Source organism: Parabacteroides provencensis (assembly GCF_900232875.1).
GTDB lineage: Bacteria > Bacteroidota > Bacteroidia > Bacteroidales > Tannerellaceae > Parabacteroides > Parabacteroides chinchillae.
In genome coordinates this window covers 762,625-775,849 of record NZ_LT960488.1, presented here as the reverse complement: position 1 = coordinate 775,849, position 13,225 = coordinate 762,625, and the positions used below count along the sequence as shown (strand labels likewise).

Here is a 13,225-nt window from a genome sequence, read left to right as displayed (position 1 = left end):
GCCACACTTTTTTTGTGTGGCAAAAAGTTGTACCGTTGGTTTTGGTTTAAAGTTTTAAAAAGTTTCTTTTGGATAAGATTTTCAAACCTTATTTATTGTGCATGTTAATCGTTCTTGTGAATTGCTGGAATTGAGCCACTAGTTCATCTAACCTATCTTCAAATTCAGCTTGTTTACGATAAAATGTATCTTGTATATTGGGTATTTTTGCTGTAAAATACCATTCGGCATACCAAACCGTATTCAGGTCTTCATTGTATATATTGAAGTTGGGATAATGTTGTTTTTCAACATTGTCAGACATACAAACAATAAAACCATGTTGTCGAAGTCGGTTCTTTAAACGCTTCACATAGGCATTACCTTCATTGTCACTTATTACATATACATAATTGTCTCGTATGCTATCCCATTCCGATCTGTCAAGCAAACGAATAATCAAATAGCCTCCATCCATTATAGAAGGTACCATACTTTGGCCTTTTACACGCACACAAAGATATTGCTTTCCATCTTTCACCATAGTAGATGGCATAGATATACATTCGACTTCTTCAATGTAACTTGGGTTCACATAGCCAGAACCGGCAGCAACAGATATATCAACGACAGGGATACGAATAAAATTACTTTTATCTGATGTAATAGATTCTATTTTGGGTGTTATTAACGGCATTTGTTCATCTATTAACATGTTTCCTCGGCCAGTCATAAGCCAATCGACACTAAGATTTGGATAAGCATAGATTATTTTCTCGCATTTATCGGAACCAATATTTTCTCCTTTGTCTAATGAACCATTAGACAAGCCTGTCTCTTGATAAAAACGATATTTACTAATACCTTTTGTATCAATAAATTGCTGTAACCTTTGAACTACACCCATAATTTAATAGTAAATTTACTCGTATTATTCTTGCATATTAGAATATTTACTACTAATATTGCAACATCATAACAGCTGTTAGTGACGTTGTAAAGATAGAAAATATTCTAAAACTAATTGTATATGGCAAAAATTTTAGTAGACACAGAGATCAGGAAAAAGCTGGAAACAATATTCCAGTGTAGGCGTGAAACCGTTAGCCTTGCATTAAACTGCAAAACTAACAGCGACCTCTCAAAACGCATCCGCAAAGTTGCAATAGACTTAGGCGGTTCTGTAAAAAAAGAAGAAAATGTAACCGTAATCAGTAAGTAATCATGAAAACATGGAGTCCTAAAGACATTGCAGAACGTACAATTGAAACGTACCCGTTTACAGGAGACTGGAAACGTATCTTTGGAGAACCCGATATACGTTTCTCGACCCTTATACAAGGGCCGGCAAAAAGTGGTAAAAGTACATTTTGCGCCAAGTTTGCCCAATATGTCAGCCAGTTCGGACGCATATTGTATATATCTGCAGAAGAACGTATCAATAGTAAGACTTTACAACAACGCATAAAATTATGCGGCGTTACCTCTCAGAACGTGCGGTTTGTGCATTTGCGTGATTTGAATGAAATTGAAAGGCTTCTACAAAAGGGTGGGTACCGCTTTGTCTTTATTGATTCCGTTCAACATGTAAAGATGAATGTAGACCAGTGGGTAAGCCTTCGTAAGAAATTCAGCCGTCGTAAATTATCCTGGCACCTGGTCATGCAAATGGGTGAAAACATTACCAAATATAAACATGAAGTGGATGTTTTGGTATTCGTGAAAGATGGCATTGCCTCTGTACACGGAAGGTATAACCGTTCCACGGCGGTTCAGGTATTTGCCAGCAACCAGCCCGATTTATTTGGAGGGCTTTAATATGAGGGCATTAATTCTACTCCTTATGTCTGTACTTATGGTTGTGTTTGCTGTCGGAGGATTGCAAACTATACAATGGTGTATAGATGAAGGTATTCCTATTCCCTGGCAAGCATACGCCATGTTAGCCAGTGTGGCTGTTTGGTGTATCATTATGGCCAACCTTCCAAAAAGAGACTTTAAACGAATGAATAAGCTGCTGGATAAGCTAGGCGGTGAAAAATAGATAAAGTTCCACTAGGAAAGCCAATGACTTGCAATTACCGGAGCGAGACCGGGGTGGAAACAATTTAAACAGTATTTAAACAATGAATGTCCGGCAAAATGACATAGTAGTACGACGCTTCCAGGAAGCCACAACCTTGTGGGTTTCGGAAAGGTATATCTGCGAGGTGCTGGGAGAAGGAATGAGTGACTATCTTTGGAAAAGAGGTAGAACAAGCTATAAAAAATCCGTTCCTCCCTGCCACCAGTCAAAGGATATTCTACCCGATACAGGGAAAGCCTGGCGTTATGCCCGTATAAACGGCCAGTTTTACTATGATTTTGACAGAATACCGGACAGGAAAGATACACAGTACCGTTCACGTCTGGGCGATAAAGATTCGTTGTTGCTGGCTGCTGATAGTTCCGTGGAAATAGGACGCAGGGCTGTCGAAAGAAGCACAACGGATATGATCCAGCAGTATGTAAACCAACGGATCAGCAATAATGACGTGACTATTTTCCGTTTTAAGAAGATAAATGGTACCTGCAAATACAACCTTGACAAAGCCCGTGAGTTGGCCGAAGCTATTGCATGGGCACGCTGCATAAAAGCCCTGGTTGTTAATGGAGGATTCAAAGAGTTCGGTATCAAAACGAAAGAGGCTTTCTATGAAACCTGTGCAACCATCCTCCACAAAAAGCAACTGGAAGGTTTTATGATTACAACCGGAGGGAGCCTCCGCAAAAAATTACATTATTTTCCGGCAGATGAATCGGAACAATATACCTTTTTTGTAACGAACCGGTTCGGTAACGATAACGCCCGTAAACTGGGTAAATACAAACTGGTAGACGAAGATACAGGCGAAATAAAACGCTTTGACATCCACGAAGCACTTATCCTAAAGCTATGGATGAACTTTGACAGTTCGGCTAAAGAAACAAAGGTTGCCCTTTGGAGCCAGTACGAACGCGATATACAATGGTTGGGCGAAAAGGTTCTGAGTTATTCCACCTTCTGCCATTATACCAACATGTATGATACACGCCTTAAAACCTACAAGGAACGTCACGGATGGAAAGCTTATGCCTCTACTTTCCTGTCATACATACCGTCTGAATCCCTCCGTTATGGAAATTCCCTTTGGTGTGCCGATGGTTCCGGAACATTAGCCTATTCTTATCTCGATAAAACCGGTAAACTCCGTTCCATGCGTCTGTATATCATTATGGTTACAGACGTTGCAACGGGTAAAATCGTAGGCTGGGCACCTGCCATAAAAGGGCAGCACAAAGAGACGCCGGAAATGGTGAAGCAAGCCGTTTTGATGGGCTTGGAAGGATGCGGACGCCGGGAGATCATGGAGTTTGTAAGCGACAACCACGGTGCATTCACTGGCGGTGAAAGCGTAGAGTTTTTGACACAAGTTTGCCGAAAGGTTAGAACCATCGAAGCGCATAACTCCCAAGCTAACTATGCTGAAACCCAGTTCCGCCTGTTTAAGAAAACAATCCGTAATGAGTTTAACTGGCTTGGGTCAAGCTGGGGTTCTACTGATATAGAGAATACCGCCAATGAGGACTACCTGAATAAAGAAACATTTCCGTCCTATGAAGAAGTAATTGGACAGATAGCCCGAAAGATAGATGATTGGAACAACCAGGTAACCCGTACAGGCGAAAGCCGTACAGAGTTATACGTTGAAAGTATCCACCCGGAAGCAAATGAAATTGATTCCCGTGTATGGCGGCATGTGGCAGGCAACTATACCAAACAGGAAATTACCCGCCAGCGTGGCAATATCGTAATCGAAAAAGCAGGACAAAAATATATGTTTGAAATACCGGATGTCGCTTCAATCAGTGAAGTGATCCGTAATTACCTGGGTTATGCTGCCACAGTGGAAGCCCATATGTATTGGGATGAAGAAGAATGCGACCTCTATACGATAGACGGACGTTTTATGTTTACCTGCTTTGCTGCCCGTAAGGCAGTTAAGAGCCACGCCGAAGAAACGGAAGAAACCGCCCATAACCTGGGACACCATGTATGGCGCCAGGTAGCCCAGAAAGAGGCTGTTTTACAATATGAAAACGAAGCCCGCGAAGTCGCAGACTGGCTGGATGAACAACTGCCGTACGGCGTAGCTGCCAAACTTAATGGCGGTAAGAATGCAAAAGAGGTTACCAACGAACGAAAAGAACGTGCCCTTGAAATAAAGGCAAACCGGAAAAAAGAGGTTGTCCCTTCTTCCAGCCAAGACGAAGACGAATATATGCAAATGAGAAAGAAACTATATAAAAACAATTGATATGATAACATTAGAACAAAAACGGGAAATTGCACAAGCCTGCATTGATTATGCAACCGCTAACGGTTGGGTAAGTGATAAGACAACCGGGGTCAACCAGATGGCCACTTTTACGAAAGTGAATGTCATGTATGTATCACATATTTTACGTTTTGATTTTACGTATAAGGATTCAAAAACAGGAGAAAACAAGGAAATAGCCGAACGTTGGTTCCGGCAATTGGCCGAATGTATCGGCATGAAGCTGCAAAAAGAATACTGGCCACATGTTGACACCCCACAGTATAATGCAATCGACCTTGAACTACGCGAATCATTGGCAACGAGTGCTACCCGTGTCTTGATTTGTGAAAGCGGATCAGGGAAGACATATACGGTTGACAGGTTTAAAAAGGAATTTCCGAACCGTGTATTTGTTATTACGTGCCACCGCTATGACACGGTAAATGACCTGATAGATAAGATGGCAGAAGCAATGGGACGTACGGCGGAAGGCAAAAGCATCGGCAGGCGCCTTACCATTTTAAACGTATGGTTATACACACAGGGGCGTTTTGACGGGAGCAAGCCGGTTATCATCTTTGACGAAGCCGAAAACCTGACACTTAGCACATTCCAGGCATTGAAAGCCATGTACGATACAATCAATTGGAGTTGTGCTATTGTCCTGATCGGAACCGACCAGCTCATAAATACAATGGAACGGTTGAAGAATAAAAACAAACAGGGCATGCCCCAATTCTATCGCCGCTTTAAAGCCGGAATCCGGTATATCACGCCGATGGATCGTGACTTTAATGTATTCCTGGCGGATAAGCCTTTCCCTGTTGCATTCAAAAATACGATCCGTAGCCTGTGTGAAAACTACGGGGAATTGCATGACTTCCTTGTACCGGCTATGCGTGAAGCTGACGAAATGGGGGTACCGTTCACAGAACGCTTCTTCCGTATGAAATACCAATTACCGGTTAAAGACTGATTAATCATTATTAAAACATCATTTATATGGGACTTAATTTAGATAAAAAGGCCATTTGCGCCCAATGCAGGAAAGATAAAGTACATGCGGATGTATGCCGGATGAAAGACAAATCCCTTCGGGATCAGGTAGAAATAGAATTTTCGGTGTGTGGAGTGTGTGGGAAAGGCTATTGCAGTCTCCGGGCTGATCCCGACAAACGGCAATGCGAGTTCTGCGAAGATTCCATTTATAATAATGTGAATGAAGACGGGACTTTGGAATGTGAGCTGGTCTGGAAGAAAAAAGACTAATCCCGAACGGTTAACGGGGCGGTTCGATTCCGCCTCCGGGAACAATAATAATCACTTAAAATACAATCAAATGAAGGCAAACGAAGAAAACCTAAAGCAAAAGCGGAAAGTATTCCATGTGTTGTTGGCCAAAAGTATGATGCTACAGGCAAAGCCGTACATGCTCGAGAGCTATGGGGTCGAATCAACCCTTGATTTATCTGAAAGCGCACTGGACGAGTTAATAGCCCGTGTACGCCGGATCATGTATGGTAAAGAAGAAGATACAGACAAGACTGTCCGTGAATTACGTCACAAATGCTTACGTATTATATCAGAAATCGGTATTGATACAAAGGATTGGGAAAACGTAAACTGGTTCATGATGAATCCACATGTATGTGGCCGTATGCTGTATGAATTGGACGAAGAAGGTTTGCGTGCTCTACGGATGAAGCTGTATGCTATCCGTGACGAGGTTGAACGCCGCCGGATCACCAGCCAGGAGGCACAATTAAAAGAACAGCGGCTTGCCGCATTAAACTAATGCCGCCATGGTAAAAATCAAACAAGACAGGAAAGTTACCACTCCTGCCGACCGGGAGGAAATGAAGCGCCTGGAAGAAGAAAGCGACCGGATTCTGGATTTGCTTTTCGAGAATCCAACAGACCAAAAGCTACTGGATAAGCTTAACCAGATAGATGTTGCCTATGTCCGGTTGTCGGGTGAGAAATCAATGGAGTATTAATAACATAAAACAATTACAATCATGACAGATTTAAGTAAACTATCAAGTGAAGAAATTGCAGTCCTGCTCAAACAAAAACGGGAAGAAGAACGCCAGGCTGCACTGAAAAAGCGGGAGGCTTACGAAGGTATCCGTGCCGAATTGGTACAGAGGGTGTCTACAAAAGTACGTTCCGTATGTGAAGAAGTAAAGGGCTTGCATACTTTCTGCGTGTCCGAAATGGGCGCTTTCCGTCAGGTCTTGGCTGAATACGGACAGCTTCGCAATGCGGAACAAATGAACTATACGGTACAGGAAGGTGACTTTAAAATAGAAGTAAAAGCCTGTAAAGTAAAGAAGTTTGATGAGCGTGCCGATGCTGCAGCAACCCGCCTGATCGAATTCCTGCAAGCATGGATTCAGGGAAAGGAAGACGGGCAGGATAACCCGATGTACCAGTTGGCAATGACCTTGCTGGAGCGTAATAAGTATGGCGATCTGGACTACAAGTCCATAAGTAAATTATATGACCTGGAAGGACGTTTCAATGACCCGGAATATTCCGCTATCATGTCCCTGTTTAAGGAAAGCCATTTGGTAGAAGGCACTTCGGTAAACNGTAAATAAAACAGCATGTGGGATTACAGGCCCGATAGAATATCTGCAAGATCAAAAATGTTATTCTACAATTAACAATAACGACTCGGACGGGATTCAGCAGTTCATAACTTTACCAAATGAATTGTTACTGAATACTCAGGTTTTTACAGTTCAAGTCGTTGGAAAGGACTATACTAATAATCGGAATGGCGCTTATATAGGTATTCATAATAATCAAAATGCTGATACCCAATTTGGTATTTGGCCTATTGTGGGTTACATTGAATATTATACGTATAATAATGGCAATGTGCATGCTACCAGATTCCCTGTACAGCTTAATACAATTATGTCATTATCCGGTTCAAGAAACGGAGGGGCTACATGTAGAAGTTTTGCAAACGGTTTATTTAGTAATGTGAACGCATCTTCATCTGGTGGTAGAGCCGGTAACTATCTTTTTCGTGATTCAGCAGGTTGGAATTTAAGAGCCGCAATTTATTGTGCTCGTATTTACAATCGACAATTGTCAGACAAAGAAGTTCTATATAATTATGAAATTGATAAAAAATTATTTGGGGCTATTTAGCTCACATCTGGAATACAGGTGCTATAGTAACAGGCGACAGAAGTTCATCGACCCAGGCCAGAAGTTTTGCTGCATTGAATTAAACTTAAAACGATTTAAACGATGATTATATACGATAAAAACAACGTTAAGATACTGGATATTCCGGTAGATGATTCCAGTTACCGGTATAGAGCGATCCGGCAGGGTGATAAGGTGTATCTTTATTTCTCCCTGACTGAGCATGTCGAAATCCCAGTATATAGTTATATTGAGTATCAAGGGCAACGTTATACACTTTGGTCGCCAACAAACCTGACAAAACACGGCGAGCGGAACCTGGAGTATAACGTTGAGTTTGGAGGCTGGTGGGAGATGTTGAACCGGACGAAATACAAATTCTTATCTGGTATGCCCCACAAGTTAAAGTTTCCACTAACGGCCACACCCCGTATGTTTATGCAGTTACTGATCGACAACTTGAACCTGCACGATTCAGGATGGACATTAGGAACTTGCATCGAGGCTACGGAAAAGGTGTTAGCCTTTAGCCACGAAAGTTGCATGGAAGTTCTAAACCGTCTAGCAGATGAATTTAATACAGAGTTTGAATTTCTTGGTAAAACAATCAACTTTGGTAAGGTCGAGCGCTTCAAGGATGATCCATTGCCTTTGTCCTATGGTAAAGGCAATGGATTTAAGACTGGAATAGGCCGCCAGAATCAAGGAGAGAAAGCCCCTGTAACTATACTGTATGTACAGGGCGGAGATCGTAACATCGACAGTTCCAAATATGGAAGTACTTCTTTGTTACTGCCTAAAGGGCAGGAACTGGAATATCAAGACAGGCGCTATAAAACAGATGCTGACGGTATGTATATTACGCGTGCTGATCACGAACTAACCGTATATAATGAGGACGGTTACGATGCAACCAATATCTACCCGTCGCGTGTGGGTACGATTAGCGAAGTGATTACGGTCGATAAGGATAAAAACTTCTATGACATCAGAGACAACACGATCCCTGATGCACTGGACTATTCCAAATGCCGGATAGCTGGCGAAAAGGCAACTATCATCTTTCAATCCGGGGTCATGGCAGGGAAAGAGTTTGACTTGGAGCAAACAGATAGTTCTCTAACAGGTTATATCCATTCCGAACGGCGTTTTAAAATAGTCCCGCAAGAAATAGATGGTATCATAATGCCGGACGAAACCTTTAAGCCATCCGTTGGAGACAAGTATGCCATTTTCAATATTGCTCTGCCGGATGCTTATGTATGTGATAATGCAACAAAGACGGGGGCAAGCTGGGATATGTTTCGCGAAGCCGCTCAATATATGTACGAGAATGAAGATGAAGCCTTTACCTTCACTGGTGAACTAGATGGTATCTATGCCAAAAAGAACTGGCTTGCCATTGGAGGAAAGCTGGTTCCTGGTGGGTATGTATTATTCAGTGATACACAGTTCCAAAAAGATGGTATATCCATCCGAATAACCGGTATAAAAGATTATATAAACAAGCCACACAGTCCCGAATTGGAGTTGTCCAACACACCGGTAGCAGGTTTTGTATCCTCTGAATTGGGCAAGATAGATGGCAATGAGGTAAAAGACGAAGGGAGGCATAATGACGCGCTTTCATTCACTAAACGCCGCTGGCGGGATGCGGTCGAAGGCCTTTCGATGCTGGAAGATGCTATTTCTGGATTCAGTGCTTCAATTAATCCTATCACGATTCAAACAATGGCAATGCTGGTAGGAGACGAAAGCCTGCAATTCCGTTTTGTAAACAGCAAAACAAACCCGGCAGAGATCATACCGAATATTAAATATAACCAACAGACAAAAGTATTTACAGCCCCGGCAACCATTTTGCAGCACATGACATTGGGCATTAATAAACTGTCATCTTCACATACAGCTTCGGAGTATAAATACTGGGACATGTCGGCTTATACTTCGCCTCCATTGGATGAGGCAAGTGCTATGTACCTGTATGCTAAATGCAGCAAAACAAGTACAGCGGGATCGTTTATACTGAGTAAAACACCGTATAAGATGGATGCCGGAGATGGTTACTACTATTTTCTTACCGGGGCACTATCGAGCGAATACGAACAGGAGCGTAGTTTTGTAACAGTGTATGGCTTTACTGAGATACTACCTGGACGGATTACGGTTGGTATGATTGTTAGCCCGGATGGTCAGACGTATTTTAATGTAGCACAAGGAGAGTTCGGGGGAAAGTTTGTATTTAAGTCCGCATCTGGTTATAACAACATAACCGACCGCCCCAATCTCCAACCGCTTTATGATGGAGTTAACGATGCCCTGACAGACGCTGAAAACGCATCTAATGCAGCTAATAACGCGGCTGGTATAGCAAATAGTAAATCGACAGTTTATTACTATAAACCGTCTAGTGGTATGAAAATAAATGATCTCTGGGTGGATGGAACCAATATCTGGCGATGGAGTGGCTCTTCGTGGGTTAAGGCTTCGGCTTACGATAATACTCTGACATCGATAAATGGAGGACTTGTAACTACAGGCGCTGTAGCTTTTGGCAGTACAGGAGGCATGGCGTCATCCGGTACTGTCCGAATTTGGTCTGGAGGAACTGCAGGAGCAAATGGACAACCGCCGGCGTCTCCTACATTTAGGGTTTATGACACAGGTAACGTTGAAAGTCGAGGTTCTATGTGGATAGCGAATGCCAATGGGGAAAGATTGGCCGGTTTCTCGGGGGATGGAACGGCGTCAAATTCTATCCGTATATGGGCAGGAAATGCTAATCCTGCAAACGCATATTTTCAAGTGAGACAGGACGGGACAGGCAAATTTGGAGGATTTAACTTTGAACAAGATCAAATAACATCATCAATTAATTTACGAGGTGGAAAAATGATATTAAATCCGTCCGGCGGTCTTTATTTTAATGAATCAAATTCAAAATTTGCAAGAATGGGTCCTGCCACAGTTTCTATGACTAGTGGATTAACAGGACTTTTGTCCATATGTGATGCAGAGACAGATAATGGATTAACGTCTAAGACATTAATGAATTTATTTATTGGAAGATCTGTTTATTCAAATGTTCCACAGGTTTGGATAGAATGCAAACATTTTAATAATACAGGTTGGGGTAGTGCATTTAAGGTAGAGTCTCGTTATTTGGATAACGCTGATGCACAAGAAAGGACTTGTATAAACGCAGGGGCTTTAATGGATTTTAATCAGATAAAAAAGATAAGCGGTCAAGAACCAGAGCTTTATCCTATGTACTGGGATAATAAAAGTCAATATCTATGCTATAAATATTAAATATAAATATATGGAACTAACATTAAAAGACAGAGTATTAATACTCAACAACGTGCTGCCGATGTACGACAACAGAAAAAATATCGGTTTGAAAATCTCTATTTCAGAGAAAGTGCAATTATCAGACACTGAGCAAAAGGACATTGTTACTACTCCTGTAGGAAATGGAGAGTTTGAGGTTTCCTTTAAAACCGTGGACGCAATGACAGGTATTAGATCATTTGATTTCACAGACGACGAACTGATGTATCTTAAACAACGTGTAGACTTTATAGATCGAAACGGTATGTTCTCAGCGGAGACTATCGAGTCATACACAAAAATATTGGATGAGCCTTTTGTTTCCGTCGACAAACAAGCAGAGTGGAATAAAGCACAAGGCATAGATACGGGACAGTAATATTATTGTTAACAAGTATAAGTTTGACGTTTAAGTACCATTTAATGACTACTTAAACGTCAAACTATTTTTTTACTTTTCGTTCTGAAAAACTGTACTGGTGGTTTTGCCAATTATAATATATATAGTTTCTGAACAAGAGATCACAAAAGACATGAAGTTGGCTTTGGGGAAGAAGCACTTAGAGAAGTTGCGAAATAAATTTTACGATGAGAAAATTATTGCTTGGGAGAATGTATTATTTAAAAATCATCCTCTAATATTTGATATTCCCATAAACTCTAAAAGTGATTTTAAAATTAAAATAGGCAACAATAGACCCTTTTCTTCTATTCATGTTTTAGATAATAAGTTTAGGAAATATCCTTTGAAAGACATTGATTTCAAGCGAGTAATATGGCATGGAATTCAATTTATGGAGCCTCAATTGGAATTTATTAATGCAAACACATCCAATATATTTCGAGATTATCATCCAATGAGAGGGTTGACAAATCACAAACCATATGATTTTGAATCTAATGGCATTTTATTTTCTGAAGACGTAAAATTAGGTATTGTTTGTCCACAAAGTTATTCAGAGAGATTTTATGCGTTTTTGCAAGGTTTGAATACCACTATTTCAGTCAGTTACAATGCTGATTACATGATGGATTATATCGGATTTCAAAAGATATATAATATACCAATTGACATTCCAAATGTTGGGTCAGATAAATGGGTAGATATTTCTCTAAGACACAATAATGCTGTTGAGCTAGCAAGAGCGATTTGTCAGAAGATTGATAATATGCATAATAGTTATTGTAAAGCGGTGGCTGTAATTTTCATCCCAACTATATGGGAGGGATATAAGAAATTTGAAGATCAAGGTGAAATCTTTGACCTTCATGACTATATTAAGGCCTATGCAGCTCAGAAGAATATCACAACCCAAATCATCCAAGAGTCAACATTAAGTGACCCTTTGAAAGTTTCTGTGTATTGGTGGCTTTCGCTTGCTTTCTATGTCAAGTCGATGCGTACACCTTGGGCATTATCAAATCTCAATCAAGAAACAGCTTATGCTGGAATTGGATATAGTATTAAGCGAAATAAATATGGAAAATCCGATATTGTTTTAGGGTGTAGTCACATCTATAATGCAAAGGGAGAGGGGCTAAAATATAAATTATCAAAAATAAATAATGTTCAATTTGACAAGAAGAAAAATCCATATTTAACTTATGACGAGGCGTTCAAATTAGGTGTTTCAATTAGAGAGCTATTTATGCTATCTATGAATACATTACCTAAACGTGTCGTTATTCATAAAAGAACTCCATTTAAAGTCGATGAGATTAATGGAATAAAAGATGCTTTAGATAAAGCTGGCATTGAGGATGTTGACTTGATTGAAGTTAATATGGAGTTAAATATTCGCTATTTAGCTCAAAAAAACAACTATGGTTCATTAGAAACTGATGGATTTCCCGTATCTAGGGGAACCTGTATTTTGACATCTAAAAATAGTGCTTTATTATGGACACATGGCATTGTTCCATCTGTCAGAAACGAGTCTTATAAATATTATTTAGGAGGTCGTAGTATACCGGCACCATTAAAAATAATCAAACATTATGGCAATGGTGATTTAAATACAATAGCGACAGAAATATTAGGTTTTACTAAAATGAATTGGAATTCATTCGACTTATATACAAAGCTACCCGCAACCATTGACACCTCTAATACTCTTGCGAGAATTGGTAATCTATTGTCTCGATACGATGGAAAAACATACGATTATAGATATTTTATTTAATACTTAATGATGGGATGCATACTGTTTTACAAAGTATAATAATGCAGAAAATAGTAACTGAATAACAATTGGTTTAGAGTTTTGACAACATGATTGATAATTGGTGCATCCGTCACTGCAACGGCTGTCCTGCATTAGAATATAACATTTCACAGTAGAACAGAACCGCCGCAGTGGGTTTCGATCGTGGCGGTTTTTATATGTCTTTCGGTATCGTGATGACTC

The 13,225-nt window shown here is 40.5% G+C and carries 14 protein-coding genes; 13 read left to right on the top strand and 1 reads right to left on the bottom strand.

Features of this window, described 5'->3' with window-relative positions; translation table 11 throughout:
* Positions 1–88 precede the first annotated feature (88 nt).
* Positions 89–886, bottom strand: coding sequence for a S24 family peptidase (locus tag CTY47_RS03435; RefSeq protein WP_099463434.1), 798 nt, complete (start codon positions 884–886; stop codon positions 89–91).
* A gap of 123 nt (positions 887–1,009) precedes the next feature.
* Between CTY47_RS03435 and CTY47_RS03430 the strand changes: the two genes are divergently transcribed.
* The 13 genes from CTY47_RS03430 to CTY47_RS03375 all read left to right on the top strand — a co-directional run bounded on the left by CTY47_RS03430 (position 1,010) and on the right by CTY47_RS03375 (position 13,000).
* Positions 1,010–1,201: a hypothetical protein gene (locus CTY47_RS03430; RefSeq protein WP_099463433.1), complete on the top strand. Its 192-nt coding sequence runs from the start codon at positions 1,010–1,012 to the stop codon at positions 1,199–1,201.
* A 2-nt stretch (positions 1,202–1,203) separates the two neighbouring features.
* Complete coding sequence (locus CTY47_RS03425; protein ID WP_099463432.1) at positions 1,204–1,797, top strand: P-loop NTPase family protein; 594 nt, start codon at positions 1,204–1,206, stop codon at positions 1,795–1,797.
* Positions 1,798–1,822: 25 nt separating this feature from the next.
* Positions 1,823–2,023, top strand: a complete 201-nt coding sequence (locus CTY47_RS03420; RefSeq protein WP_143813336.1) for a hypothetical protein — start codon at positions 1,823–1,825, stop codon at positions 2,021–2,023.
* Positions 2,024–2,105: 82 nt separating this feature from the next.
* The gene (locus tag CTY47_RS03415; protein WP_099463430.1) at positions 2,106–4,316 is read left to right on the top strand and encodes a hypothetical protein; all 2,211 of its coding nucleotides are present in this window, start codon (positions 2,106–2,108) and stop codon (positions 4,314–4,316) included.
* Position 4,317: 1 nt separating this feature from the next.
* Positions 4,318–5,295, top strand: a complete 978-nt coding sequence (locus tag CTY47_RS03410; protein WP_099463429.1) for an ATP-binding protein — start codon at positions 4,318–4,320, stop codon at positions 5,293–5,295.
* A gap of 26 nt (positions 5,296–5,321) precedes the next feature.
* Complete coding sequence (locus CTY47_RS16750; RefSeq protein ID WP_143813335.1) at positions 5,322–5,588, top strand: hypothetical protein; 267 nt, start codon at positions 5,322–5,324, stop codon at positions 5,586–5,588.
* 70 nt (positions 5,589–5,658) lie between these two features.
* Positions 5,659–6,114: a hypothetical protein gene (locus tag CTY47_RS03405; RefSeq protein WP_143813334.1), complete on the top strand. Its 456-nt coding sequence runs from the start codon at positions 5,659–5,661 to the stop codon at positions 6,112–6,114.
* A 7-nt stretch (positions 6,115–6,121) separates the two neighbouring features.
* Complete coding sequence (locus tag CTY47_RS03400; protein WP_099463427.1) at positions 6,122–6,316, top strand: hypothetical protein; 195 nt, start codon at positions 6,122–6,124, stop codon at positions 6,314–6,316.
* Positions 6,317–6,337: 21 nt separating this feature from the next.
* Positions 6,338–6,922, top strand: coding sequence for a DUF3164 family protein (locus CTY47_RS03395; protein WP_099463426.1), 585 nt, complete (start codon positions 6,338–6,340; stop codon positions 6,920–6,922).
* Positions 6,923–7,037: 115 nt separating this feature from the next.
* The gene (locus CTY47_RS03390) at positions 7,038–7,484 is read left to right on the top strand and encodes a hypothetical protein (RefSeq protein ID WP_099463425.1); all 447 of its coding nucleotides are present in this window, start codon (positions 7,038–7,040) and stop codon (positions 7,482–7,484) included.
* 102 nt (positions 7,485–7,586) lie between these two features.
* Positions 7,587–10,796, top strand: coding sequence for a hypothetical protein (locus CTY47_RS03385; protein WP_099463424.1), 3,210 nt, complete (start codon positions 7,587–7,589; stop codon positions 10,794–10,796).
* A 10-nt stretch (positions 10,797–10,806) separates the two neighbouring features.
* The gene (locus CTY47_RS03380) at positions 10,807–11,196 is read left to right on the top strand and encodes a hypothetical protein (protein ID WP_099463423.1); all 390 of its coding nucleotides are present in this window, start codon (positions 10,807–10,809) and stop codon (positions 11,194–11,196) included.
* Positions 11,197–11,350: 154 nt separating this feature from the next.
* Positions 11,351–13,000, top strand: a complete 1,650-nt coding sequence (locus CTY47_RS03375; RefSeq protein WP_143813333.1) for an argonaute/piwi family protein — start codon at positions 11,351–11,353, stop codon at positions 12,998–13,000.
* Positions 13,001–13,225 lie beyond the last annotated feature (225 nt).

What these genes read in the sequence shown, in the direction of transcription:
- CTY47_RS03435 (WP_099463434.1), bottom strand. Translation starts at nt 886, where the DNA reads ATGGGTGTAGTTCAAAGGTTACAGCAATTTATTGATACAAAAGGTATT.
- CTY47_RS03430 (WP_099463433.1), top strand. Translation starts at nt 1,010, where the DNA reads ATGGCAAAAATTTTAGTAGACACAGAGATCAGGAAAAAGCTGGAAACA.
- CTY47_RS03425 (WP_099463432.1), top strand. Translation starts at nt 1,204, where the DNA reads ATGAAAACATGGAGTCCTAAAGACATTGCAGAACGTACAATTGAAACG.
- CTY47_RS03420 (WP_143813336.1), top strand. Translation starts at nt 1,823, where the DNA reads ATGTCTGTACTTATGGTTGTGTTTGCTGTCGGAGGATTGCAAACTATA.
- CTY47_RS03415 (WP_099463430.1), top strand. Translation starts at nt 2,106, where the DNA reads ATGAATGTCCGGCAAAATGACATAGTAGTACGACGCTTCCAGGAAGCC.
- CTY47_RS03410 (WP_099463429.1), top strand. Translation starts at nt 4,318, where the DNA reads ATGATAACATTAGAACAAAAACGGGAAATTGCACAAGCCTGCATTGAT.
- CTY47_RS16750 (WP_143813335.1), top strand. Translation starts at nt 5,322, where the DNA reads ATGGGACTTAATTTAGATAAAAAGGCCATTTGCGCCCAATGCAGGAAA.
- CTY47_RS03405 (WP_143813334.1), top strand. Translation starts at nt 5,659, where the DNA reads ATGAAGGCAAACGAAGAAAACCTAAAGCAAAAGCGGAAAGTATTCCAT.
- CTY47_RS03400 (WP_099463427.1), top strand. Translation starts at nt 6,122, where the DNA reads ATGGTAAAAATCAAACAAGACAGGAAAGTTACCACTCCTGCCGACCGG.
- CTY47_RS03385 (WP_099463424.1), top strand. Translation starts at nt 7,587, where the DNA reads ATGATTATATACGATAAAAACAACGTTAAGATACTGGATATTCCGGTA.
- CTY47_RS03380 (WP_099463423.1), top strand. Translation starts at nt 10,807, where the DNA reads ATGGAACTAACATTAAAAGACAGAGTATTAATACTCAACAACGTGCTG.
- CTY47_RS03375 (WP_143813333.1), top strand. Translation starts at nt 11,351, where the DNA reads ATGAAGTTGGCTTTGGGGAAGAAGCACTTAGAGAAGTTGCGAAATAAA.